This window comes from Burkholderia sp. USMB20, assembly GCF_000949135.2.
Lineage (GTDB): Bacteria > Pseudomonadota > Gammaproteobacteria > Burkholderiales > Burkholderiaceae > Burkholderia.
Map to the genome: position 1 here is coordinate 68,977 of NZ_JTAN02000021.1, position 23,067 is coordinate 92,043.

The following is a 23,067-nucleotide window of genomic DNA, read 5'->3' on the forward strand; positions in this document are numbered from 1 at the left end:
TCCATCACGCGCGTTCGAGCACGGCCATCTCGCGCACGATCACGAGCAGCACCGCGAGGCTCGCGCCGCCCGACGCGCGCAGGTCGGCGAGCAGGTGCTCGTAGCGCTGCAGCGCGGCTTCGCGGCGTTCGCGCCACGCGTGGACGATCGTCTCGGGCGCCGTCGAGTCGGCCGATTCCGCGAGCGCGCTGGTGGCGAGCGTGCGCTTGAGCCGCGCGACTTCCGCGAGCGCGGCCGCGCGCGCCAGCATGTCCCAGTGCGTCGGGGTCGGCAGCGAGGCCGCGCGTTCGCCGATCCACCCGTAGTTCAACAGCGTGCCCAGCGAGAAGTAGACGCCCGCGACCAGCTCGAGGCTGCGGTCGCAGGTCGCGGCCACTTCGGCGATGTCGAGCAGCGCGGCCGAGATGTCGCCGCTCGCGACGCGTACCGCGAGCGCGCTCTCGACGCCGGCTTCGACCAGCGCGCGCTGCCGCTCGGACAGCGCCTCCAGATCGGCGGTTGGCAGCAACGACGGCAATTGCGGCGCGATGCGCTGCACCGCGTCGCGGCAGCGCGCGATCAGGCCGGCGACGCCGCCGTCGGCCACCGTGCCCGACTGCAGCTGCCGCAGGAACCACAGCGCCGCGCGCTCCAGCAGCCGCGCGACGTCGACGAACATGCGCGCCTGCACGTCGTCGGCGACGCGGTTGTCGAGCGCGTCGATGTCGCGCCACACCGCATCGAGATCGAACACGTCGCGCGCCATGATGCAGGCGCGCACGATGTCGCCCGGCTTCGCGTCGGTTTCCTCCATCAGCCGGTGCACGAACGCGCAGCCGACCCGGTTGACGAGCGCGTTGGTCAGGTGCGTCGCGAGAATCTCGCGGCGCAGCGGGTGGCGCTGCATCGGTTCGCTGAAGCGCTGTTGCAGCGGCTTCGGGAAATAGTCGACGAGCATCGCGGCGACGAGCGGATCCTCGGGCACGTCGGATTCGAGCAGCGCGTCGTACAGCCACATCTTGCTGTACGCGAGCAGCACCGCGCGCTCCGGCGACGTGAGGCCCTGTTTCGCGGCCTGCCGTTCGGCGATCTCGTCGTCGGTCGGCAGGAATTCGATCACGCGGTTCAGGCGGCCCGCGCGTTCGAGCCAGCGCATCAGGCGCGCCTCGGCGTCGAGCAGCTCGACGCCGTAGCGGCCCGCGATCGACAGCGCCTGCGTCTGGTAGTAGTTGTCGCGCAGCACGAGCAGCCCGACTTCGTCGGTCATTTCCGCGAGCAGGGCATTGCGCTGCTTCTCGGTCATCTCGCCGTCGCCGACGACGAGCCCGAGCAGGATCTTGATGTTGACTTCGTGATCCGAACAATCGACGCCGGCCGAGTTGTCGATCGCGTCGGTGTTGATGCGCCCGCCGCGCTGCGCGAACTCGATGCGGCCGAACTGCGTGCAGCCGAGGTTGCCGCCTTCGCCGACGACCTTGCAGCGCAGGTCCGCGCCGTTCACGCGTACCGCGTCGTTCGCGCGATCGCCGACCTGCTGGTGGGTTTCGCGCGCGGCCTTCACGTAGGTGCCGATGCCGCCGTTGTACAGCAGGTCGACCGGTGCCTGCAGGATCGCGCGGATCAGCTCGGTCGGCGGCAGCGCCTGCGCGTCGATGCCGAGCGCGGCCTGCACGGCCGGCGACAGCGGGATCGTCTTCGCGGTGCGCGGGTAGACGCCGCCGCCCGCCGAGATCACCGACGTGTCGTAGTCGGCCCAGCTCGAGCGTTCGAGCGCGAACATCCGCTGGCGCTCCGCGAAGCTCGTCGCCGGGTCGGGGTTCGGGTCGAGGAACACGTGGCGATGATCGAACGCCGCGACGAGCCGGATATGCGGCGACAGCAGCATCCCGTTGCCGAACACGTCGCCCGACATGTCGCCGACGCCGACCACCGTGAAGTCGGTCGTCTGCGTATCGATGCCCATCTCGCGGAAGTGCCGCTTCACCGATTCCCACGCGCCGCGCGCGGTGATCGCCATCTTCTTGTGGTCGTAGCCGACCGAGCCGCCGGACGCGAACGCGTCGTCGAGCCAGAAACCGTATTCGTGCGAGATCGCGTTCGCGTAGTCGGAGAAGGTGGCCGTTCCCTTGTCGGCCGCGACGACGAGATACGGATCGTCGGGGTCGTGGCGCACCACGTCGGGCGGCGGCACGATCGCGTTGCCGGCGAGATTGTCGGTCAGGTCGAGCAGGCCGCGCAGGAAGGTCTGGTAGCACGCGATGCCTTCGCGCATCCATGCTTCGCGATCGCTCGGCGGCGGCGGGTTCTTCACGACGAAGCCGCCTTTGGAGCCGACCGGCACGATCACGACGTTCTTCACCATCTGCGCCTTCATCAGCCCGAGCACCTCGGTGCGGAAATCCTCGCGACGGTCGGACCAGCGCAGCCCGCCGCGCGCGACGCGCCCGCCGCGCAGGTGCACGCCCTCGACGCGCGGCGAGTACACCCAGATCTCGAACATCGGCTTCGGCTCGGGCAGGCCGGGCACCTTCGCCGGATTGAACTTGAACGACAGGTACGGCTTCGATTCGCCGTTCGCGTCGTGCAGGAAATAGTTGGTGCGCTCGGTCGCGTTGATCACGCCGAGAAACTGGCGCAGGATCCGGTCCTCGTCGAGGTTCGGCACCTGGTCGAGCGCCGTCTCGATCGCCTTCAGCAGGCGTTCGGCCTGCACGTCGCGCGTGCCGCCCGTGGCCGGGTCGAAGCGCACCAGGAACAGCTCGACGAGCTGCCGTGCGATCGCCGGGTTGCCGGTCAGCGCGCGCTCGATATAGGCGTCGCTGAACGTCGAGCCGACCTGTCGCAGGTATTTCGCATATGCGCGCAGGATCGTGACTTCGCGCGCGCTCAGGTGCGCGCGCAGCACGAGGCGGTTGAAGTCGTCGTTCTCGATCCGGCCGCTCCAGATCCGGTCGAACGCATCCTCGAACAGGCCCTTCACGCGCTCGATGTCGAACTCGGTATCGTCGGCGAGTTCGAGGCCGAAGTCGTGCACCCAGGCGGGCGCGGCATCCTGCGTCTGGATCCGGTACGGCCGCTCCTCGTCGACGCGCACGCCGAGATGCTCGAGCATCGGCAGGCTGCGCGACAGCGCGATCGGGTCGCCCGCGCGATACACCTTGAAGCGGAACGCGCGCGCGTCGGCCTCGATCGGGCGGTACAGGTTCATCGCCAGCTGGCCCGACGCCTTCACGCGCTCGATCAGCTCGATGTCGCGCACGGCCGTGCGCGCCGGATAGTCGTCGCGATAGCCGGCCGGGAACGAGTCCGCATAGTGCTGCAGCAGGCGGTTGCCTTGTTCTTCGCCGAACGCGTCGAGCAGCGCGTCGGCGAGATCGTCCTGCCAGCGGCGCGCCACCTGCACGAGCCGCGTTTCGAGTTCGCGCGTGTCGACGTCGGGCATCGTGCCCGGTTCCGCATGGACGACGAAATGAATCCGCGCGATCGCCGATTCCGACAGCAGCGGCGTGAACTCGACGTTCACGCCGTTGTACGCATCGACGAGCAGCTTCGCGATGCGGCGGCGCAGGTCGGTGTTGTACTTGTCGCGCGGCACGAACGCGAGGCACGACACGAAGCGGTCGAAGCGGTCGCGCCGTACGAACAGGCGCGTGCGCTGGTGTTCCTGCAGGCGCAGGATGCCGAGCGCGATGTCGTAGAGCTGGTCTTCGTCGGCCTGGAACAGTTCGTCGCGCGGATAGGTTTCGAGCACCGTCACCAGCGACTTGCCGAGATGCCCCTTCGGCAGGAAGCCCGCGCGCCGCACGATGTTCGCGCATTTGCGGCGCACGATCGGTATCTCGGTGTACGAACCGAAATAGGACGTCGACGTGTAGAGTCCGATGAAGCGCCGTTCGCCGGTCACCTTGCCGTCGGCGCCGACGAGTTTCACGCCGACGTAGTCGAGATAGCCGGGCCGGTGCACGGTCGCGCGCGAGTTCGCTTTCGTCAGGAAGATCGGCCAGGGGCCGGTGATGATCTCGGCGGCGGCCGGCGGCAGCGGCGTCACGTCCGGCGCGCCGGGCGCGCGCAGCGATTCGCGCAGCAGGCCGCAGCCGGAGCCTTCGACGCCGCGCAGGCCGAAACCCGTGCCGTCCGACACGAGCGCGTAGTCGCGCTGGCCGAGGAAGGTGAAGTGGTCGGCGACCATCCATTCGAGGAACGCGCGCGCCTCGATGTCTTCCGCGGTGGATTCGCGGGCCTTCATGTCCTTGATCGTCGCGCGCGCGATGTCGACGATCTTCGGCCAGTCCTCCACCGAGGCGCGCACGTCGCCGAGCACGCGCGCGATGTCGTTGCGCAGCGTGTTGAGCAGCGCGGCGTCGCCGCAGCGATCGACTTCGAAGTGGATGAACGACGCGAGCTGCGACTGGCCGTCGCCGGCCGTCGCGCCGCCGGCGTCGACGCGCTCGATCGCGCCGTCGCCGCCGCGCCAGATGCGGAACACCGGGTGCAGCGCCGAGTGCAGCGCGAGCCCGAGGCGGTTGACGGCCATCGTCACCGAGTCGACGAGGAACGGCATGTCGTCGTTGACGATCTCGATCACCGTGTGGTCGGAGTGCCAGCCGTGCTGTTCGAGGATGGGGTTGTACACGCGCAGCCGCTCGCTGCCGGGCACGAACTTCTGGGCGGTCTGCCAGTGCGCCATCGCGGCGCCGTAGAGGTCGGCGATGCCGCGATTCTGCAGATCATCGGCGTCGACGAAATCGTAGTAATGACGCAGGAACGGTTCGACGATCCGGAACGTGGCTTCGGGCAGGCGTCCGCGCGCGAATTCGACGACATCGGAGAGCAGGTGTGCGACGACTTCTTCGTTCTTCGCTTCCATGGCGGTCTCCTGGTCGGGTGGCCATTGGCTGCTGCGTCTGTGCCGCATTATATGCGCCGATTGCGTGACAACGCGATGTGCGGGCGCACAACGCGGCTCAGGGAACGAAGGGCGCGTGCGACGCCGGTGGCTGGCGTCGCGCGGGCGAGTCAGGCGAGGCCGGCGGCTTCACGTCAAGCCGCATCGTGCGGTGCATTCGTCCGGATGTCACCGCAACTCGAACGCCTGTCGCCAGGCAGGTTCCGCCGCCGCCGAACGCAGCGGCGTCAGCGTTCGTCGCTCCACAGCTTGCCGCCCGTCGCCCAGTTCTCCTTCTTCACGTCGGCGAGGATGATGTCGACCGAGCCCGGGTCGCAGCCGAGCGTCTCGCACGTGACGCGCGTGATCGCTTCGACGAATGCGCGCTTCTGCTCGACCGTGCGGCCTTCGAACAACTGGATATTGAAAGTCGGCATGACTGGATGCTCCGATGGTTGGGGGTAGGGAAGTCGGGACGCGAACGGCGTCAGTCGCGATACGACGGATCGATCCGGTCGAGGCGGCGCAGCAGCGCCGGCCATTCCAGTTCGCCCTCGATCGCGCCGCCGTCGCGCAACTGCGCGGCGGTGCGCTCGGCGACGGCCGGCTCGGGCAGCACGAGCGGCCCGCCGCCTGCCTGCGCGCGCACCTGGATGTCGCAGGCCTTGATCAGCGTATCCATCAGCACATATGCCTCGGCGACGGTCCGGCCGACCGTCAGCGTGCCATGGTTGCGCAGCAGCATCGCGGATTTCGCGCCGAGGCTGGCGGTCAGCCGCGTGCCTTCGGCCGGCGAGAACGCGAGCGCCTCGTAGTCGTGGTACGCGAGGTCGCCGTGAAACCGCAGCGCGTGCTGCGACGCGGGCAGCAGCCCGTCGCGCTGGATCGACACGGCGATGCCGGCCGTGTTGTGCAGGTGCATCACGCAGACGGCGTCAGGCCGCGCGGCATGCACGGCCGCGTGCAGTGCGAAACCGGTCACGTTGACTGCGTATTCGCTCTCGCCGATGCGGTTGCCGGCCAGGTCGATCTTCACGAGATTCGATGCGCGAACCTCGTCGAACGCGAGGCCGAACGGGTTGATCAGGAAGTGTCCGGGTTCGCCGGGCACGGTCGCGGAAAGATGCGTGTAGATCAGGTCGTCCCAGCCGTTCAGCGCGACGAGGCGATAGGCGGCGGCGAGATCGACGCGCAACCGGCGCTCGGCGTCCGAGATCGGGCCGCCGGGCTTCACGGTGTCAGGACGGTGTGCGAATGACGACATCGGGTTCTCCGAGGGTGAAGCGGCGCGCGACGATCACCGTGATCCACGCAGCGATCGCGAACGGGGCCGTGAACGCAGGGAGGCCCGCGCGCGTCGCGAGCCACTGGATCAGCGCGGCGAGCGCGGCGGCCGCGAACGCAGCGCGCGGCCCGCGCGGCATCAGCGCGAGTGCGGCGAGCGCGCCGTTGAAACCGAGCAGGCCGTCGGCGAACGACGCGCCGTTCGCGCCGGCCGCGATCAGCAGCACGGTCGACACGATCGCGCCGCCGAGCGCGAACGCGGCCGCGCGGCGCGACGCGACGGCGAGGCCGGCGACGATCAGCGCGCCGGCCCACGGGCCTTGCGCAAAGGTGGTTTGCGCGACGCCCGACAGCAGCGCGTCGGCGATGGAAGGAAGCGTCAGCGGCGCACCGGCTGTCGCGTCGCCCGCATGCTGCGGCGCGACAAACGGCAGCCACAGCGCGGTGACGGCGAGGCACGGGCTCGAATACGGGCACTGGCGCCAGCGGGCGAGCGGCACACGCATCGCGCGTTGCACGAGCGCCGCGCCGATCGCGACCAGCGGTACCAGCGCGACGGCGGCGGGCGAAGCGGGCGCGAACAGCACGGCGATCAGCGCGGCGAGCGCGCCGTTGAAGCCGTGCAGCCCCTGTTCGACGTCGCGGTGCTCGGCACCCGTCAGCACCGCCGTCATGCTGGCGGCGGCCGAGCCGACCAGCGCCGCGGACGCGAGCCGCAGGTCGGTCAGCGCCAGCGCGGCGAGCAGCAGCGCGCCGGTGACGGCATGCGCCTGCAGCACGATCTGCCCGATGCCGCGCAGCAGGATGCGCAGGTCGATCGACGGCGAGGCGGGGCGGGCGGTAGGCATGGCGGCGGTGGAACAGGACGAGCCGCGAGCATAGGACACAATGCCGTGCACCGGAATAGGGAATTCTGGATAGTCAGGATTTGTGGCGTATGCCCTGAGTTGGGGCGGGGCGCGAGTTTCGGCGTCTTGTCTGCCCGGGGCAATGGCGCTGTCGCGGGATTGCCGGGCCGGGAAACGAGATTTTGGCCGCAGCCGGATTTTTCGTGCGTATGCTGACGCGTCGGCGTTTTCGAGGAGGAACGATGCGTGAACTGCGCTGGGCGTCGCTCGAGGGCGACGGAATCGAACACCTGACGTTCGACCGGGGGGACGCGGGCATCGTCGTCGAAAGTGCCGTGGTCGGCCAGCGGTACGGCCGCGCATACGGACTTGCGTACCGGGTCGAGTGCGATCCGCAATGGCGGGTCAGGTATGCGGTGCTCAAAGTGATGGGCGGCGGCACGCTGGAACTGAACGGCGACGGCGCCGGGCACTGGCGCGACGGTTCAGGCAGCGCGCTGCCGGAGCTGGATGGCTGCGTCGACATCGACATCGCGGCGACGCCGTTCACGAACGCGCTGCCGATCGGCCGCCTCGGCCTCGCTCGCGGCGAGCGGCGACCGATCGACGTCGCATACATCTCGACGCCGGACCTGAAGGTGACGCCGGTCAAGCAGGCATACGCGTGCATCGAGCCGGGCCGGCGCTACCGCTACGAAGGCATCTTCCGGAATTTCACGGCCGAGATGGACGTCGACGCCGACGGGCTCGTGATCGACTACGAAACGCTGTTCAAGCGCCTGCCGCCGTTGCGCTGAACCGCCGCCCGCGGTGCCGCGGGTGCTGCCGCGACCGCCGGTCGTTCATGCGTCGAGGCAAACCGGTCGATCCGCGCCGCGATCAGGTCGGGATTGCGTACCACGACCCAGTGCCCGCCGTCGATTTCTTCGCGCACGTGCTCGCCGAGCCAGCGCTCGAGATCGACCGACATCTCCGGCGTCACGTAGCGGTCGTGTACCGGCACGAGGATCTGCACCGGCGCCTGCGCATACCGCTCGCGCGGCTTGCTCGCCCGCGCGAGGAAATTCGCGCGGTAGAGCTGCAACCCGTTCAGCGCGTTCTTCAACTGCGCGGGATCGCACTCGGGCCGCACGCGTTCGGTCAACTGCAGCCAGCGCGGCCACAGTGCGGCGCCGCCGAGGCGCCACACCAGCGACGGCACGACCGGCAGGTGGAAGAACGCGATGTACCACGATTTCAGGCTCTGCCTGAGCCGCATCTTCGCGCGGAACACGTGGTCGAGGCACGGGCCGGAGATCGACGTGTACGACGCGATCCGGCCGCGCAACGCAGGGTCGGTCACGGCCTCCCAGCACTGGATCGACCCCCAGTCGTGACCGGCCAGATGGAACGGCCGCGCGCCGCAGGTCGCGTCGGCGACGGCCTTCAGGTCGTCGGCGAGCCGCGCCAGCGTGTAGTCCGCGCGGCGGCGCGGCGCATCGGATGCGCCGGCGCCGCGCACGTCGTACGCGATCACGCGGTAGCGCTTCGCGAGCCGCGCGCGGACCGGCGCCCACACGGCCGACGAATCGGGATAGCCGTGCACGAGGATCAGCGGCGGCGCGCGGCGCGGGCCGCTGACATGGACGGCGAGTTTCACGTCGCCGGAGCGGACGGTCAGCATCTCGTGCGTGCGCGCCATGACGTCATGCCTGCGGAACCGGATGCAGCGGCACGCGGCGCGGGGCGGCCTGCGCCGCGTGGCGCGCATTGGTCGCGTCGATGTTCGCGAGCAGCGTGTCGAGCCCCTGCAGGTACTGATGGTTGTCGTGGTCCCACGGATGGAAGCCCGGACGGAAGTAGTCGAGCCATTCGCGCGCGATGCTCGGGAACACGCCGGTCCGCGGGCTGTACAGATACTTCACGAGCCGCCACATACCGCCGAACCTGCCGTGTTCGCGACGGTGCGCGCGCATCAGGCGCACGTGGAAGTCGAACACGATCGTCCAGAACAATACCGTCGTCGTCAGCATCGTGCCCGTGCGCAGCAGGTAGCTGCCGAGGCCCGGCTTCATCACGGCGTTCCATACGTCGTACGACACCGCCTTGTGCTCGGTTTCCTCCATCGCGTGCCACATCCACATCTGCTGATAGCCTTCGACCGACCCGTCGATCCGGTGCTCGTGGCCCGCCAGCAGCTGGTTCGCGAGGATCGCCGTGTAGTGCTCGAGCGCGATCGTGATCGCGAGCTGCATCGAATGCGGCAGCGTCTTCTTGAAGAAGCCGAGGATCGTCCACAGCCGCTTGTCGAGCTTGTGCGCGGGCAGGCCGGACGACTGCAGCAGGTCGTTGTACTCGATGTGCTCGCGCGTGTGCATCGCTTCCTGGCCGATGAAGCCGAGCACCTGCTTCTTCAGCTCCGGATCCTCGATGCGGTCGCGGTAGTGGCGCACCGAATCCATGAAGAAGCGCTCGCCGGCCGGGAACAGCAGCGACAGCGCGTTCATGAAGTGCGTGACCGGCACGCCCTGGACGTGCCAGTCCTTCGCGCGTTCGGGCGGCAGCGCGAAACGAATGTCGCGCCGCACCGGCATCATGTTCGGGGTCGTCATGATTGTTCTCCTCCCTGATTGCCTGCGTTGTTGTAGGTGGCGCGAAGCGGCGCGGCGGCCGGCGTGCCGTAGCGGGCGGCCGCGCGGCGGGCCTTCGCGGCCTCGCGGCGCGTCGTGAGCACGACGAGCGCCTGGTACGCGGCCGGCAGGATGCGCGCCATCCAGTCCGCGGCCTTCGCGTCGCGGCCGATCAGCACACGCCGCTTGTTGCGGCGCACGCCGGCGAGGATCGTGCGCGCGGCGTCGTCGGCGGTCGTGATGAAGAACTTCTCGAAGCTGTCCTTGCCTTGCTGCTCGCTCTCGACGATGAAGCCGACCATGTTCTTCGCGACGCGGCTCGACTGCGCGATGTTGGTGCGGATGCCGCCCGGATGCACGCAGGTGGCCGACACGCCGCACTTCATCATGTCGAGTTCCTGGCGCAGCGATTCGGTGAAGCCGCGCACCGCGAACTTGGTCGCGTTGTAGCCGCTCATGCCCGGCTGCGCGAAGATCCCGAAGATGCTCGACGTGTTGATCACGTGACCGTCGCCGCTCGCCTTCAGGTGCGGCAGGAACGCCTTCGTGCCATGCACGACGCCCCAGAAGTTGATGTTCACGATCCACTCGAGATCGCCGTATTCCATCCCTTCGATCGTGCTCGACAGCGCGACGCCCGCGTTGTTGAAGATCAGGTTGACCTTGCCGTGTTCCTGCGCGGTGTCGTCGGCCCACGCGAACATCGCGTCGCGCTCGCCGACGTCGAGCACGCGCGTCGACACGCGCACGTTCGGCGCGATCGCGCGGACGATCCGCTCGGTTTCGGCGAGGCCGACGCCGTTCTTGTCGGCGAGCGACACATGGCAGCCGGCCTGCGCGAGCTGGATCGCGAGCGAGCGGCCCATGCCCGAGCCTGCGCCCGTGATCGCGGCGACCTTGTTGGCGAAATCTCTCATGTCGTTGGCTCCTTGTCTGGCTCAGGCCGCTTCGGCGGACGTGGAAGCGGAAGCGGCGGACGCGGCGGGCGCGGCGACGGGCCGCCCGCTCGTGTCGTGGTGCGGCGCGCGATACGCGTGGTAATCGGCGATCGAGAAGTGCGCGGTCGCCTGGCGGAAGCGCCAGGTGAAGCCCGGCCACAGCGTCGTGTTCTTGCCGGTGCGCGGGTCGAGGTACCAGCTCTTGCAGCCGCCCGTCGACCAGATCGCCTTTTTGAGGCGGCCCTGCAGGTCGCTGTTGAACTGCGCCTCGACGAGCGGGCGCACCTCGATCGCATCCGCGCGTTCGCGCTGCATCGCGTTCAGCGCGCCGAGGATGTATTCGATCTGCGACTCGATCATGAACACCATCGAGTTGTGGCCGAGGCCGGTGTTCGGGCCGACGATCATGAAGAAGTTCGGGTAACCCGGCAGCGTCGTGCCGAGATACGCGTGCGCGCCGTCGCGCCACGCATCGACGATGTCGAGGCCGCCGCGGCCGATGATCGCGCCGCGCGGATACGGATCGGCGACCTGGAAGCCCGTGCCGTAGATCAGGCAGTCGACTTCATGACGCTTGCCGTCGGTCGTCACGACCGCGTCGGCTTCGATGCGCTCGATGCCGGTCGTGATCACGTCGACGTTCTTGCGCGACAGCGCCGGGTAGTAGTCGTTCGAGATCAGCACGCGCTTGCAGCCGAGCGTGTAGTCCGGCGTGACCGCACGGCGCAGCTCCGGGTCGGGAACCTGCTTGCGGATATGGCGCAGCGCAAGCTTCTGCACGTTCTTCATCAGCGACGGATGGATCGCGAAGCCGAGCACGCGCGATTCGAGCATCCAGTAGATGCCGCTGCGCACCGCCTTCTGCGTGAACGGCAGCGTGCGGAACAGCCACTTCTCGAAGCCGCTCAGGTTGCGGTCGGGCTTCGGCATGATCCACGGCGGCGTGCGCTGGAACAGCGCGAGTGTCTTCACGCGCGGCGCGATCTGCGGCACGAACTGGATCGCGCTCGCGCCGGTGCCGATCACCGCGACGCGCTTGCCTTCGAGTGCGTAGTCGTGATCCCACTGCTGCGAATGGAATGCACGGCCCTTGAAGGTCTCGACGCCGGGAATCGCCGGCAGCGCGGCGCGCGACAGTCCGCCCATCCCCGACACCAACACGCGCGCCGACAGCCGCTTGCCGTTAGCGAACGTGAGGCGCCAGCGTCGCGCGGCCTCGTCGTATTCGGCGCGCTGCAGCTCGTGGTTCAGGCGCAGGTGCGGGCCGACTCCGAAGCGCTGCACGCAGTCTTCCAGGTACGCTCGGATCTCCGGCTGCGGCGCGAACATGCGCGTCCAGCGCGGGTTCGGCGCGAACGAGAACGAATAGACGTGCGATTGCACGTCGCACGCACACCCGGGGTAATGATTGTCGCGCCACGTGCCGCCGACCGACGCGGCCTTCTCGAGCACGACGAAGTCGGTCACGCCGGTCTGCCGCAGGCGAATGGCCATCCCGAGACCGGCGAAGCCGGTGCCGATGATGGCGATGTCGGTGGTTTCGTCCGGGCCGTCGTGGCCGGGCGGGCCGAAAGGCAACGTGCGAGCATTCATCCGGGTGTCTCCGATTTGGCTCATTTTTTAATGTTACATTGATTGATGTAACGATAGTGGGTGAACCCGGAAACCGCAAGAGGCTAGAAGCGGCGCTCTAAGGGCCGGAAGCCGCGCGGGAAAAGGCTGAGCGGGGTTTGGAACGGTCTGGTTTCCGCATTGCGGAATGCACGGAAACGGCCGTCGGCAGGGCAGGAGAGGCGGGAGACGAAGGCCGCCGACACGCGGCGGCCTGTTTGAAACACTATCAGGGACGGATCGGGCGGGCGGCCGTCTCATGGAAAACCCCGGCGACGATCGTGATCTGCGCGAGCGCGTAGAGGCCCCAGATCAGGTAGTCGATGCCGGGGAAGCCGCCGAGGAAGCGTCCGACGCCGATCAGCGTGTCGGAGCCGACGAAGATCAGGCTGCCGACGGCGACCAGCGGGCCGCGCGTGCGGGCCGCGAGCGCGAAGCTCGCCATCGCGCACAGCACGAGCATGTAGACGGCGACGGGTACGAGCAGTTCGCCCAGATGCGGAAGGAACGCCGCATAGAACGCCGGCGCGGCGATCCACAGCCCGATCAGTGCGAGGACGCGCCAGCCGTGCGGCCGCGCGCGCCAGCGCACGAAGATCGCGCAGTAGCACAGGTGCGTGAGCAGGAACGCGCCGAGGCCGAGGACGAACGACAGCGGCCACTCGGGCAGCGCGAGCAGCACGTCGCCGAACACGGCCGTGACGAGCGCCGCGCACAGCCACGCGCGTTCGCGCGGTGCCGCGCAGGTGCTGCCGGCCGCGAGCAGCAGGATGCCCATCGCGGCTTTCGCGGCGGCCTGGCCGGGATAGGGCGCGGCGGCGAGCGACAGCCCGTACAGCAGCGCGGCGGCGATGGCGAGCGGCCAGAGCCGGCGATAGGTGGCGGGAAGCGTGGCGATCAAGGCGGGTGTCTCCGGGGGTGTTGTCGTCTGCGGTGGACGGCGCGCCGTCGGGGGGCGCGGCTGCGGCCATTATCCGGAAGAAAGCGCGGGCGAAAACCGGCGAATCCTTCTAGGCGCGGCATGGCGACGGGGGCGGTGGTACGGCGGCACGGGATCGGGCCATGCGGCGCCGGTGCGCCTGCCGCCGCGCCGATCGTTTCGATGCGTTTGCCCCGGTCGAACCGGGGCAACACGGCGGTTTCGGCTTGCTATCATCGCCGCGTATCGACGTTGTCCCGCCCGGCCGCGCTACAGGGTTCGCAGGCCGGCGCGACGGTCGCGCCCGACGAGGGCATGCCGCCGCGCTTTCAATGAATCCGTGCCGAGTCCCGCCAGCGCAGCCGATGCAGTGGCCGGGGCCGGTCCTCCCGACCAACAGGTTCGACATGACCGAACTGCTCCACGGCGACGGCGCGATCCGTCGCACGACGCCATACGGCTCCTCGATCGAAAACACCTATGCGGGCGTACTGTCGTTCATGCGCCGCAACTATTCGCGCGCGCTCGACGGCGTCGACGTCGCGATTTCCGGCGTGCCGCTCGACCTCGCGACGACCTATCGCTCGGGCGCGCGGCTCGGGCCGGCCGCGATCCGCGCGGCGAGCGTGCAGCTCGCGGAGCTCAAGCCGTATCCGTGGGGCTTCGATCCGTTCGAGGATCTCGCGACCGTCGATTACGGCGATTGCTGGTTCGACGCGCACAACCCGTTGTCGATCAAGCCGGCGATCGGCGAGCATGCGCGCACGATCCTGCGCTCGGGCGCGAAGATGCTGACGCTCGGCGGCGATCACTACATCACGTATCCGCTGCTGGTCGCGCACGCGGAGCGCTACGGCAAGCCGTTGTCGCTGATCCACTTCGATGCGCACTGCGATACGTGGGCCGACGACGAGCCCGACAGCCTCAATCACGGCACGATGTTCTACAAGGCGGTGAAGGAAGGGCTGATCGATCCCGCGACGTCGGTGCAGGTCGGCATCCGCACGTGGAACGACGATTTCCTCGGGATCGAGCGGCTCGATGCCGCGTGGGTGCATGAGCATGGTCCGCGCGCGGCGGTGGAGCGGATCGTCGACGTCGTCGGCGCGCGGCCCGCGTACCTGACGTTCGATATCGACTGTCTCGATCCGGCGTTCGCGCCCGGCACGGGGACGCCGGTCGCGGGCGGGTTGTCGTCCGCGCAGGCGCTCGCGATCGTGCGTGCGCTCGGGGCGGTGAATCTGGTCGGCGCGGATGTGGTCGAGGTTGCGCCTGCTTATGATCACGCGGACATTACCGCGATCGCCGCTGCGCATGTCGCGTGCGATTTGCTGTGCCTGTGGCGGCAGAAGAAGGTGGCGGGGCGTTGAAGTGGGGGTAGGCCGGCGGGCATGGCCTTGTCATGCAGAAGACCGGCGGGCTGAGCGCCCACCGGTCTTCTTTGATGCGCTGCGCGCAACTTCGACGGATCGATGGCCGTGGGTGGATTGTTTGCCGTGGGCTGAGGAAAAGGGCTTGTCGCGCGTTTCGGTGGATGGTGCTTTCCGACCCGGTACGGCCCCTCAAATGAGATCGACGACCGTCAGGTTCCCGCCCGACATGAGACGATCGCGGATGAGACCACGTCGACGACTTGCGAAATTCGAGCTCTGGAAAGGCTGCTGGCCTCAAGCACGCAAGCTCGGCGCGGCCTACGGAAAGTCTTCACGGCGCTCCGCCCATGTCAGGATCGCATCCAGTGCGGGGCATAACGCCTGGCCCCAATCAGTCAGGCGGTAGTCCACCTTCGGCGGCACCTGGTGATAGACCGTGCGCGTTACGATGCCGTCCGCTTCGAGGCTGCGTAGCTGCTGGGCAAGCATCTTCTGCGTGATGCCGGGGATCAGCCTCTCGAGGTCCGAAAAGCGCCTCACTTGCCCGCCGAATAGGTGGAACAGGATCACCAGTTTCCAGCGGCCTTCCAGCAGCTTGAATGCGGCTTCGACATCGCTTGCGGCAGTCGCGGGGGTGTAGTTTTTTCGGTTAGCCACGGGTTACTTACTTTTTTGTGCGTTCTTGCGATGCGGTAACTGTAGCGCCATGATCGGGGCATGCAAACCTTCACGTTGAGGTGAGCCCCGATGAACATGATGCTGCCTCCGCCGCTGGATGCCTATCTGCTCGCGGAAACCGTCACCGACACCGCCCCTCTATCGAACTGCTTTACCGCCGATGCCGTGGTGCGGGACGAAGGCCGCACGATCAAGGGGCTGGAGGCCATCCAGGCCTGGAAGAAAGACAGCAAAACCAGGTACCAGTACAGCGTTGAGCCGCTGGACGTATCGCAGGACGGCGCCACCGTGACGATGCGCGCACGGCTCACGGGCACCTTCCCGGGTAGCCCGGTTGAGCTGACCTATACGTTCGTCCTGGCCGGCGGCAGGATTGCGTCGCTGGAAATCCGCTAATGAGCTCCGCATCCGAACTGCTGGGGCTTCGGGCGCTCGTTACGGGCGGAACCAAGGGCGTCGGCAAGGCCGTTGTCGGACGCCTTTGCGAGGCAGGTGCGAAGGTTCTGACGACCGCGCGTTCCCGTCCCGATGAGCTTGCCGAAGAACGGTTCATCGAGGCGGACATCGCGACGGCCGAGGGCTGTAAAGCCATCGTCGACGCCGTGCTCGAGCGATTGGGCGGCGTTGATATAGTCGTGCACGTAGTGGGCGGTTCATCTGCACCGGCCGGTGGCTTCAGCGTGCTGGATGACGCTGAATGGAACAAGGCATTGAGCCTGAATCTATTCCCGGCAGTGCGCATCGATCGCGCGCTGTTGCCCTCGATGATCGCGCAGCGTTCGGGCGTCATCATCCATGTCACGTCGATCCAGCGGCAATTGCCGTTGCCGGAGGCGACGATTGCCTATGCCGCCGCCAAGGCCGCGCTGTCAACCTACAGCAAGGCCTTGTCCAAGGAGGTCAGTCCGAAGGGCATTCGCGTCGTGCGTGTCTCCCCGGGCTGGGTCGAGACCGATGCCGCCGCAGGTCTCGTTGCCGAGATTGCCCGACAAAGCGGTATCGACACGGAAGGCGCCCGCAAGATCATCATGGATTCGCTCGGTGGCATTCCTCTCGGCCGACCATGCTCGCCTCGGGAGGTTGCGGAACTCATTGGCTTCCTCGTCTCCGCGCGGGCCAGCGCAATCACCGGCACTGAATACGTCATCGACGGAGGAACTGTTCCGACTGTGTGATCCGAGCCACTTGCCCGGCCGTCGCGGTGCCGAACCTGTTTGCCAACGGGCTGGCAGTGACGACCAAGCCTCTTCCGCGAGACAGGGCTTCTGTTCGCGACCGCCGCAACGGTAGATGCTCCGAAGGGTACAGCATCATCGATGACCGTCTCTTCCTGGTCCGGGAGCGGGCAGTCGTAGATCTTCGTTGAGCGACTCAAACGGGCCGAACGCCGCCAGCGCGCCCGACGTCTCCCGAAAATTCGAGCAGAATCAAAAAAGGCCGACGGGCAGGGTACCCGTCGGCCTGTTCGAAACGAGTGCGAACCGTGCGTTACTTCGCCGCGAGCGCGCTTGCCACGCCCTTGTCGGTCCACGCGTTATCGGCCACGTTCAGCTTCTGCGGAATCAGCTTCGCCGCATAGAACGCATCGGCCACCCCCTGCTGAACCGCGACGATCTTCTCATCGACCGGCACCGCGCCGAACGGCACACGCTTGATCCACGTTTCCACGAGCGGCTGCGGCAGGCCGACCTTCGGCGCGATCAGCGCGGCCGTCTCGGCCGGATGCCCGTTGACCCACAGGCCCGTCTCGCGCAATTGCTTCAGGATCGTCCCGACCACGTCGGCATGTTGCTCCGCGAAGCCACGCGTTGCCTCGTAGAAGTTATTCGCGGGCGTGAGGCCCGTGTAGTCGGACAGCGTACGGATCTTCAGCGAATTCTGCGCGGCCGCGTAGTACGGATCCCACACGGCCCACGCATCGACGTTGCCGCTCTCGAACGCGGCACGCGCGTCGGCGGGCGGCAGGTACACCGGGCGAATTTCGTCGTAGCGTACGCCGGCCTTTTTCAGCGCTTCGAGCAACAGATAGTTCGCGCTCGAACCCTTCTGCAGTGCGACCTTCTTGCCGCGCAGGTCGGCGAGTGAACGGACCGGCGAATCGGCCTTCACGAACACGGCTTCGTTGTGCGGCGACGGCGGTTCCGCGGCGACGTACACGAAGCGCACGCCGGCCGCCTGCGCGAACACCGGCGGCGGCGCGCCCGTGTAGCCGAAGTCGATGCTGTTCGCGTTCAGCGCCTCGAGCAGTTGCGGGCCGGCCGGGAATTCGAACCACTGGACGGTGTAGCCGAGCGGCTTGAGCCGCGTCTCGAGCGAGCCCTGCGTCTTGACGACCGACAGCAGGCCGGCCTTCTGGTAGCCGATGCGCACGACCTTGTCGGCGCTGCCTTGCGCGAAGGCCGATGTGGCGGCGACGGCGACGAGCGCCGTCGCGGCGGTGCGGGTGATCCAGCGGGTGAAACGAATCATCGAACGGACTCCATGCGAAACGTCTTCGGGGAGCGGCGCGCGCCGCTCGGTTGGAAGAATCGTCGCACGGGCGATCGGGCCCGCAAACCAAGCAATGCCGATATGAATATGACGGCGGCGGTCCTATGCTTTGTCGCCGTCGCCTTGCGGGCCGGACGCATCGGACGTATCCGACGTGCCGGCCTGGCGTGCTGCTTCGTCGCTGAGTTTCCGGTCGAGGATCGTCGCGACACGGCCGCCCAGATACGCACTGGCGGCGTTCTCGAGCGCGCGGTTCGTCTCGCCCTCGACGAACACGGCCGCGAGCGGGCGCAGGCGCCAGATCGCATCGACGAGCGCGGGCACGTCGGTGACGGGTGGCAGCGTGCCTTCGTCATAGCGGTCGAGCCGCTTCACGACGAGATCGACGAGCAGCCGCGCGATCGCATCGAAGTGCGGCCGCGCGAGGCTGATCACGTCGAGCAGCTCGCGCGGCGGGATGCCTTCCTTCGTCATCGCGGCTGCCGCCTCGAGCAGCGCGGGGCTTTTCGCGACGAACGACAGGCCGCGCCGTTCGAGCAGCCCGAGTTCAGTCACGCGCGACAGTTGCGACGCCGTCTGCGGGCCGAACATCTGCGCGAGTTGCGCGAGCGAATAGGTTTTCGGCAATTCGTGCGACCAGCGGCCGCCGATCGCGTTTTCCAGGCCGAGGATCGAGCGCAGGTCGTGACCCTCGTCGATCGCCATGATCAGGTCCTGGATGTTCGACAGCGTGTAGCCGCGCGCGAGCAGGTGGTTGATCAGCTTCAGGCGCGCGACGTGCGTGTCGTCGTAGATGCCGACGCGCCCGCGCTTCTCGGGCGGCGCGAGCAGCCCGCGATCCTGGTACGCGCGCACGTTGCGCACGGTCGTGTCGGACACGCGTGCGAGTTCGTCGACCGTGTACTCGTTGCGGGAATCCGGCGCGGCCTCGTCTGGCATGGTTGGAGTCTGTTTTGACATGCGGCCATTCTAGCGCGGCGCGACAGGCTCGGGCGCGGCGGGGAGCGTGCGTGCGCCGTCGCCGAGCGCGCGCTGCATCAGCGCGGTGTCGATCCAGCGGCCGTGCTTGAAACCGACCGCCTTCAGCACGCCGGCCGGCTCGAAACCGAACGCGCGGTGCAGCGACGTCGACCCGCCGGTGCCGCCGTCGGCGATCACCGCGATCATCTGCCGCCACGGGCCGGCTTCGCAACGCGCGATCAGTGCCGCGAGCAGCGCGCGGCCGATGCCGCGGCCGCGCTGCGCGTCGTCGATGTAGATCGAATCCTCGATCGTGTGGCGGTACGCGCTGCGCGTGCGATAGGGCGTCGCGTACGCGTAGCCGGCGATGCGGCCGTCGCATTCCGCGACGAGATAGGGCAGCCCGTGGCGCAGCACCGCGTCGCGGCGCGTGCGCAGTTCGTCGACGTCGGGCGGCGTCTCCTCGAACGACGCGACGCTGTGGCGCACGTGGTGCGCGTAGATCGCGTGAATGGCGTCGAGATCGGCATCGGTCGCGTCGCGGACGACGCAGGCGGGAGCGGCGGGCATGGTGGCGGAGCAGGCGGGTGAAACCGCTACTATGCCGGCCGTCGGGCGGTGCGGTAAAGGCGTTGGCCGCGTCGCCTGCGTGCAGGGCCTGCCCGACCGGCCTACAGATGGCCGTCCGCGTCGCGAACGGCGTCGGCGATCGCCTCCGCGACGCGCTGCACGCGCGGCGAGCGGCGCACGTCCGGGTGGACGACGAGCCAGATCTCGCGCTCGACGTCGCAACGAGGCACGGACGTCAGTTCGACGAGCGCTGCGGGGGCCGACAACGACGGATCGGCCGCGGCCGGGCCCGAGCTCGTGGCCGGCACGTCGACGAGAAAGCGCGGCAGCAACGCGATTCCCGCACCGGCCACGCACGCACGATGCAGCGCGGCCAGGTCGTTGGCGACGAACGCGAAGCGGCGCCCGGCCGCGAAGCGCTCGAGCCATTGCTGCTGCGGCATTTGCGCGAGCGCGTCGTCGTAACCGAGGAATGCCCAGGTGTCGGGCGGCGCGGTGGCCCAGTCGCGCGATGCGCACAGCGCGAAGCGCATCGTGCCGAGCCGGCGCGCGGCCAGCCCCGGCTCGTTCGGTCGTGACAAGCGCACGGCGAGGTCGGCTTCGCGCGCATACAGGTTGGCCGCGTGCATTTCGCCCATCAGGTCGATCCGCAGCGCGGGCCACGCGCGCTGCGCGCGGGCGAGCCGCGGCGCGAGGAAGTGGCTCGCGAATACCGGCGACGCGGACACGCGCACCACTCCGTCGAGCGCCGCCGCCCCCTGCGCGGCGCGCGCGAACGCATGCACGTCGGTTTCGACGCGCGCCGCATGTTCGGCGAGATGCAGCCCTTCGTCGGTCGGCGGCCAGCCGCGCGGCAGCCGGTCGAACAGCCGGATGCCGAGCGCGGACTCCAGCGCGTCGATGCGCCGGGCAACCGTCGAATGCTGGACCTGCAGCGTCCGTGCCGCGGCCGACAGGCTGCCGCCGCGCATCACCGCGAGGAAATAGCGGAGGTCGTCCCAGCTCATCGGCGGCGCGGACACTGCCGTTGGTTCGGTCGAATTTTGCACAGTAGATGGGTGCATAACGGGAATTCCGTTCGATTATGCACGATGGGATGATCGTGTCACTTCATTCGATTGCGGGGAACGTCATGACCCAAACTGCCACCGCCACCCGGATCGGGATCGACCGCTACGGCGACGCCGGCGTGCTGCGCCGTGTCGATGCGCCCGTCGTGCCGCCCGGTGCCGGCGAGGTGCGGATTCGCCAGACCGCCGTCGGCGTGAATTTCGTCGACATTTATTTCAGGACCGGCGCGCACCCGTTGCCGGCACTGCCGGACGCGCTCGGCGTGGAGGCGGCCGGCGTGGTCGAGGCGGTCGGGCCCGGCGTGACGGCGCTCGTCCCGGGCCAGCGCGTTGCCTATGCGGGACTGCCGACCGGCAGCTACGCGAGCCTGCGCACGCTGCCCGCCGAGCGCGTGGTGTCCGTGCCCGACGGCGTGAGCGACGACGCGGCCGCGGCCGGGCTGCTGAAAGGCATTACCGTCTACATGCTGCTGCACCGCGTGCGGCGGGTCGGCGCCGGCGAGACCGTGCTCGTGCATGCGGCGGCCGGCGGCGTCGGCTTGCTGGCGACGCAGTGGGCGCGCGCGCTCGGCGCACGGGTGATCGGCACGGTCGGCTCGGCCGCGAAGGCGGCGCTGGTGCGCGCACACGGGGCGGAAGCGGTGGTCGATTATCGCGAGGCGGATTTCGTCGCGGCGGCCCGCGCGTTCGGCGGCGGCGCAGGCGTCGACTACGCGATCGACGGAATCGGCGGCGACGTGCTGACGCGTACGCTCGGCGCGGTCCGGCCGTTCGGGATGGTCGCGAGCATCGGGCAGGTCGCCGCGATCGGCGCGCGGCAGACGATCGATCTCGACGAACTCGGGCCGGCCCGCTCGATCGCGCTGGCGCGGCCGAGCGTGCTGGGTTTCATCGCGCGTGACGTGGCGGGGTATCGGGAAGCGGCGCGCGCGACGCTGGAACGGCTCGCGGACGGGATGCACGTGGAGATCGGCGCGCGGCTGCCGCTCGAACAGGCGGCCGACGCGCATCGCTTGCTGGAGTCGCGGCAGACGACGGGCGGGGTGGTGCTGGTGCCGTGACGGCGGGCGGGGCGGCACGGCAATCGCAAATCGGGAGAACGGTCGCCACGTGGCGTCGATCGGCCGGCGATCGCTGCCGCCGGCCTGCGAATCAGTGGTGCTTGCGCAGCGGCGCGCTCTCGACGAACCAGGCGAGCACGAACGCGATCGCGATCACGCCGGCCGCCGCGAGATACACCACATGCAGCGACCCGGCGAACGCATGCAGGTACGCATCGCGCACCGCATCCGGCAACTGGTGCACGGCCGCCGGGCCGAGCGCGGGCGGCAGCTCGGTGCCGGCCGGCAGCGCCTGCACGATCCGCGACTGCAGCCCGTGCGAGAACAGTGCGCCGAACGCGGCGACGCCGAGCGAACCGCCGATCGAGCGGAACAGCGTCGCGCCCGACGTCGCGACCCCCATGTGCCGGAATTCGACCGTGTTCTGCACCGCGAGCGTCAGCACCGGCATCACCATGCCGAGCCCGATCCCGAGCAGCGCCATGTACGCGTACATCGTGTGGAGCGGCGTGTCGAGCGACAGCGTCGACAGCAGCGCCATCGCGACGCCGCCGATCAGCGTGCCCGCGATCGGAAACGGCCGATACGTGCCGAGCCGCGAGATCAGCCGGCCGCTGACGACCGACATCGCGAGCATCCCGCCCATCATCGGCAGCAGCTGCATCCCGGCCTGCGACGGCGTCGAGCCTTTCACGACCTGCAGATAGAGCGGAATGAACGTGACCGACCCGAACAGCGCGATGCCGACGACGAAGCCGATCAGGCTCATCAGCACGAAGGTGCGCTGGCGGAACAGTTCGAGCGGCATGATCGGCTCGGCCGCGAGCCGCTCCTCGTAGATGAAGCCGCCGACCGCGACCACGCCGAGCACCAGCGTCATCCACAGCTGCGGCGACGACCACGGCAGCAGCGAACCGCCTTCGCTCGTGAACAGGATCACGCAGGTGAGGGCCGTCGCGAGGAACGCCGCGCCCATGTAGTCGATCCGGTGCTTCACGTGCGCGGTATGCGGCCGGAACGCGATGCCGATCACCGCGAGCGCGAGCAGGCCGAGCGGCAGGTTGATCGTGAAGATCCAGCGCCACGACAGGTGTTCGACCAGGAAGCCGCCGAGCAGCGGCCCGACGATCGTCGCGAGGCCGTACACGCCGCCGAACATCCCCTGATAGCGCGCGCGGCGGTCGGGCGGCACGAGATCGCCGATCGCGGCCATCGTGACGACCATCAGCCCGCCGCCGCCGAGCCCCTGCAGCGCGCGCAGCACGATCAGTTGCGTCATGTCCTGCGCGATGCCGCACAGCGCGGAGCCGGCGAGAAACAGCACGATCGCGGCCTGCAACACGATCTTGCGGCCGTACAGGTCGCCGAGCTTGCCGTACAGCGGCAGCACGACCGTCGACGACAGCAGGTACGCGGTGACGACCCATGACAACTGGTCGAGGCCGCCGAGCTCGCCGACGATGGTCGGCAGCGCGGTCGACACGATCGTCTGGTCGAGCGCGGACAGCAGCATGACGAGCAGCAGCGCGGCGACGATCAGCCCGGTCGGCGCATCGCGGCGGGCCGCGTCGGCGGCCGGCGGGGCAAGGAGGGTATCGGTTCTCATCGAGATATCTGCCATGGCAGGGAATGGAGCGAAATATAGAGATAATTTGTTGCCTGGTCAATTTCTGCCGGGCCTCGATTTGTTGCATCGGTAACAGGAGATTGCCGGCCGGGAAAATTGATCGCGATCAGCCCGACGGCGGACCGGACTCAAGTTTTTTGCAGGCAAACCGTAATCCAGAGTGCC

Annotated in this window: 20 protein-coding genes; 5 read left to right on the forward strand and 15 right to left on the reverse strand. The window is 68.5% G+C overall.

Annotation, left to right across the window (positions count from 1 at the left end; all coding sequences use genetic code 11):
- Positions 1-4 precede the first annotated feature (4 nt).
- The 4 genes from PL79_RS30670 to PL79_RS30685 form a co-directional block, all read right to left on the reverse strand.
- Positions 5-4,846, reverse strand: coding sequence for an NAD-glutamate dehydrogenase (locus tag PL79_RS30670; protein ID WP_044843192.1), 4,842 nt, complete (start codon positions 4,844-4,846; stop codon positions 5-7).
- Between the two features lie 266 nt (positions 4,847-5,112).
- Positions 5,113-5,301, reverse strand: coding sequence for a 4-oxalocrotonate tautomerase (locus tag PL79_RS30675; protein WP_044843193.1), 189 nt, complete (start codon positions 5,299-5,301; stop codon positions 5,113-5,115).
- A gap of 50 nt (positions 5,302-5,351) precedes the next feature.
- Positions 5,352-6,128: a class II aldolase/adducin family protein gene (locus tag PL79_RS30680; protein WP_044843194.1), complete on the reverse strand. Its 777-nt coding sequence runs from the start codon at positions 6,126-6,128 to the stop codon at positions 5,352-5,354.
- The gene (locus PL79_RS30685; RefSeq protein ID WP_044843195.1) at positions 6,103-6,996 is read right to left on the reverse strand and encodes an urea transporter; all 894 of its coding nucleotides are present in this window, start codon (positions 6,994-6,996) and stop codon (positions 6,103-6,105) included. Before PL79_RS30685 ends, PL79_RS30680 begins: the two co-directional genes overlap by 26 nt.
- A 242-nt stretch (positions 6,997-7,238) precedes the next feature.
- On the opposite strand from PL79_RS30685, the gene PL79_RS30690 reads away from it, so the two are divergent.
- Positions 7,239-7,793: a putative glycolipid-binding domain-containing protein gene (locus PL79_RS30690; RefSeq protein ID WP_044843196.1), complete on the forward strand. Its 555-nt coding sequence runs from the start codon at positions 7,239-7,241 to the stop codon at positions 7,791-7,793.
- On the opposite strand, the gene PL79_RS30695 is transcribed toward PL79_RS30690, so the two are convergent.
- The 5 genes from PL79_RS30695 to PL79_RS30715 all read right to left on the reverse strand — a co-directional run bounded on the left by PL79_RS30695 (position 7,754) and on the right by PL79_RS30715 (position 13,055).
- Positions 7,754-8,677, reverse strand: coding sequence for an alpha/beta fold hydrolase (locus PL79_RS30695; RefSeq protein ID WP_044843197.1), 924 nt, complete (start codon positions 8,675-8,677; stop codon positions 7,754-7,756). The two genes, PL79_RS30690 and PL79_RS30695, sit on opposite strands and share 40 nt — an antisense overlap.
- Positions 8,678-8,681: 4 nt before the next feature.
- Entirely contained in the window at positions 8,682-9,587 is a 906-nt protein-coding gene (locus PL79_RS30700; RefSeq protein WP_044843198.1) for a metal-dependent hydrolase, read from the reverse strand.
- Positions 9,584-10,522, reverse strand: a complete 939-nt coding sequence (locus PL79_RS30705; protein ID WP_044843199.1) for an SDR family NAD(P)-dependent oxidoreductase — start codon at positions 10,520-10,522, stop codon at positions 9,584-9,586. The genes PL79_RS30700 and PL79_RS30705 overlap by 4 nt, the downstream gene beginning before the upstream one ends.
- A gap of 21 nt (positions 10,523-10,543) precedes the next feature.
- Complete coding sequence (locus PL79_RS30710; protein ID WP_044843200.1) at positions 10,544-12,136, reverse strand: flavin-containing monooxygenase; 1,593 nt, start codon at positions 12,134-12,136, stop codon at positions 10,544-10,546.
- A gap of 247 nt (positions 12,137-12,383) precedes the next feature.
- Positions 12,384-13,055, reverse strand: coding sequence for a lysoplasmalogenase (locus PL79_RS30715; protein WP_044843201.1), 672 nt, complete (start codon positions 13,053-13,055; stop codon positions 12,384-12,386).
- Positions 13,056-13,480: 425 nt separating this feature from the next.
- Between PL79_RS30715 and speB the strand changes: the two genes are divergently transcribed.
- On the forward strand, positions 13,481-14,443 hold the full coding sequence (gene speB, locus PL79_RS30720) for an agmatinase (protein ID WP_044843202.1): 963 nt from the start codon (positions 13,481-13,483) through the stop codon (positions 14,441-14,443).
- 321 nt (positions 14,444-14,764) lie between these two features.
- On the opposite strand, the gene PL79_RS30725 is transcribed toward speB, so the two are convergent.
- Entirely contained in the window at positions 14,765-15,103 is a 339-nt protein-coding gene (locus PL79_RS30725; RefSeq protein WP_044843203.1) for a winged helix-turn-helix transcriptional regulator, read from the reverse strand.
- Positions 15,104-15,193: 90 nt separating this feature from the next.
- Here PL79_RS30725 and PL79_RS30730 point away from each other — a divergent pair, with 90 nt between their 5' ends.
- Both PL79_RS30730 and PL79_RS30735 read left to right on the forward strand, forming a co-directional pair.
- Positions 15,194-15,520 carry a nuclear transport factor 2 family protein gene (locus PL79_RS30730; RefSeq protein WP_044843204.1) on the forward strand — a complete coding sequence of 109 codons (327 nt, stop codon included), beginning with the start codon at positions 15,194-15,196 and terminating at the stop codon, positions 15,518-15,520.
- A complete protein-coding gene (locus tag PL79_RS30735; protein WP_044843205.1) occupies positions 15,520-16,299 on the forward strand; it encodes an SDR family oxidoreductase in 780 nt (259 codons plus the stop codon). The genes PL79_RS30730 and PL79_RS30735 overlap by 1 nt, the downstream gene beginning before the upstream one ends.
- A 313-nt stretch (positions 16,300-16,612) precedes the next feature.
- On the opposite strand, the gene PL79_RS30740 is transcribed toward PL79_RS30735, so the two are convergent.
- The 4 genes from PL79_RS30740 to PL79_RS30755 form a co-directional block, all read right to left on the reverse strand.
- Complete coding sequence (locus tag PL79_RS30740; protein WP_044843206.1) at positions 16,613-17,593, reverse strand: sulfonate ABC transporter substrate-binding protein; 981 nt, start codon at positions 17,591-17,593, stop codon at positions 16,613-16,615.
- 123 nt (positions 17,594-17,716) lie between these two features.
- Positions 17,717-18,574 carry a MerR family transcriptional regulator gene (locus PL79_RS30745; RefSeq protein ID WP_044843207.1) on the reverse strand — a complete coding sequence of 286 codons (858 nt, stop codon included), beginning with the start codon at positions 18,572-18,574 and terminating at the stop codon, positions 17,717-17,719.
- A 9-nt stretch (positions 18,575-18,583) separates the two neighbouring features.
- On the reverse strand, positions 18,584-19,144 hold the full coding sequence (locus tag PL79_RS30750) for a GNAT family N-acetyltransferase (protein WP_044843208.1): 561 nt from the start codon (positions 19,142-19,144) through the stop codon (positions 18,584-18,586).
- A 101-nt stretch (positions 19,145-19,245) separates the two neighbouring features.
- Positions 19,246-20,151 carry a LysR family transcriptional regulator gene (locus PL79_RS30755; protein ID WP_044843209.1) on the reverse strand — a complete coding sequence of 302 codons (906 nt, stop codon included), beginning with the start codon at positions 20,149-20,151 and terminating at the stop codon, positions 19,246-19,248.
- A 125-nt stretch (positions 20,152-20,276) separates the two neighbouring features.
- Between PL79_RS30755 and PL79_RS30760 the strand changes: the two genes are divergently transcribed.
- Complete coding sequence (locus PL79_RS30760) at positions 20,277-21,275, forward strand: quinone oxidoreductase family protein (protein WP_044843340.1); 999 nt, start codon at positions 20,277-20,279, stop codon at positions 21,273-21,275.
- A gap of 91 nt (positions 21,276-21,366) precedes the next feature.
- On the opposite strand, the gene PL79_RS30765 is transcribed toward PL79_RS30760, so the two are convergent.
- Complete coding sequence (locus tag PL79_RS30765) at positions 21,367-22,881, reverse strand: MDR family MFS transporter (RefSeq protein ID WP_044843210.1); 1,515 nt, start codon at positions 22,879-22,881, stop codon at positions 21,367-21,369.
- Positions 22,882-23,067 lie beyond the last annotated feature (186 nt).

Coding starts and splice junctions, on each gene's coding strand:
- PL79_RS30750 (WP_044843208.1), bottom strand. CDS start 19,144: ATGCCCGCCGCTCCCGCCTGCGTCGTCCGCGACGCGACCGATGCCGAT.
- PL79_RS30760 (WP_044843340.1), top strand. CDS start 20,277: ATGACCCAAACTGCCACCGCCACCCGGATCGGGATCGACCGCTACGGC.
- PL79_RS30680 (WP_044843194.1), bottom strand. CDS start 6,128: ATGTCGTCATTCGCACACCGTCCTGACACCGTGAAGCCCGGCGGCCCG.
- speB (WP_044843202.1), top strand. CDS start 13,481: ATGACCGAACTGCTCCACGGCGACGGCGCGATCCGTCGCACGACGCCA.
- PL79_RS30755 (WP_044843209.1), bottom strand. CDS start 20,151: ATGAGCTGGGACGACCTCCGCTATTTCCTCGCGGTGATGCGCGGCGGC.
- PL79_RS30740 (WP_044843206.1), bottom strand. CDS start 17,593: ATGATTCGTTTCACCCGCTGGATCACCCGCACCGCCGCGACGGCGCTC.
- PL79_RS30745 (WP_044843207.1), bottom strand. CDS start 18,574: ATGTCAAAACAGACTCCAACCATGCCAGACGAGGCCGCGCCGGATTCC.
- PL79_RS30670 (WP_044843192.1), bottom strand. CDS start 4,846: ATGGAAGCGAAGAACGAAGAAGTCGTCGCACACCTGCTCTCCGATGTC.
- PL79_RS30695 (WP_044843197.1), bottom strand. CDS start 8,677: ATGGCGCGCACGCACGAGATGCTGACCGTCCGCTCCGGCGACGTGAAA.
- PL79_RS30685 (WP_044843195.1), bottom strand. CDS start 6,996: ATGCCTACCGCCCGCCCCGCCTCGCCGTCGATCGACCTGCGCATCCTG.
- PL79_RS30705 (WP_044843199.1), bottom strand. CDS start 10,522: ATGAGAGATTTCGCCAACAAGGTCGCCGCGATCACGGGCGCAGGCTCG.
- PL79_RS30710 (WP_044843200.1), bottom strand. CDS start 12,136: ATGAATGCTCGCACGTTGCCTTTCGGCCCGCCCGGCCACGACGGCCCG.
- PL79_RS30690 (WP_044843196.1), top strand. CDS start 7,239: ATGCGTGAACTGCGCTGGGCGTCGCTCGAGGGCGACGGAATCGAACAC.
- PL79_RS30730 (WP_044843204.1), top strand. CDS start 15,194: ATGAACATGATGCTGCCTCCGCCGCTGGATGCCTATCTGCTCGCGGAA.
- PL79_RS30765 (WP_044843210.1), bottom strand. CDS start 22,881: ATGAGAACCGATACCCTCCTTGCCCCGCCGGCCGCCGACGCGGCCCGC.
- PL79_RS30675 (WP_044843193.1), bottom strand. CDS start 5,301: ATGCCGACTTTCAATATCCAGTTGTTCGAAGGCCGCACGGTCGAGCAG.
- PL79_RS30735 (WP_044843205.1), top strand. CDS start 15,520: ATGAGCTCCGCATCCGAACTGCTGGGGCTTCGGGCGCTCGTTACGGGC.
- PL79_RS30700 (WP_044843198.1), bottom strand. CDS start 9,587: ATGACGACCCCGAACATGATGCCGGTGCGGCGCGACATTCGTTTCGCG.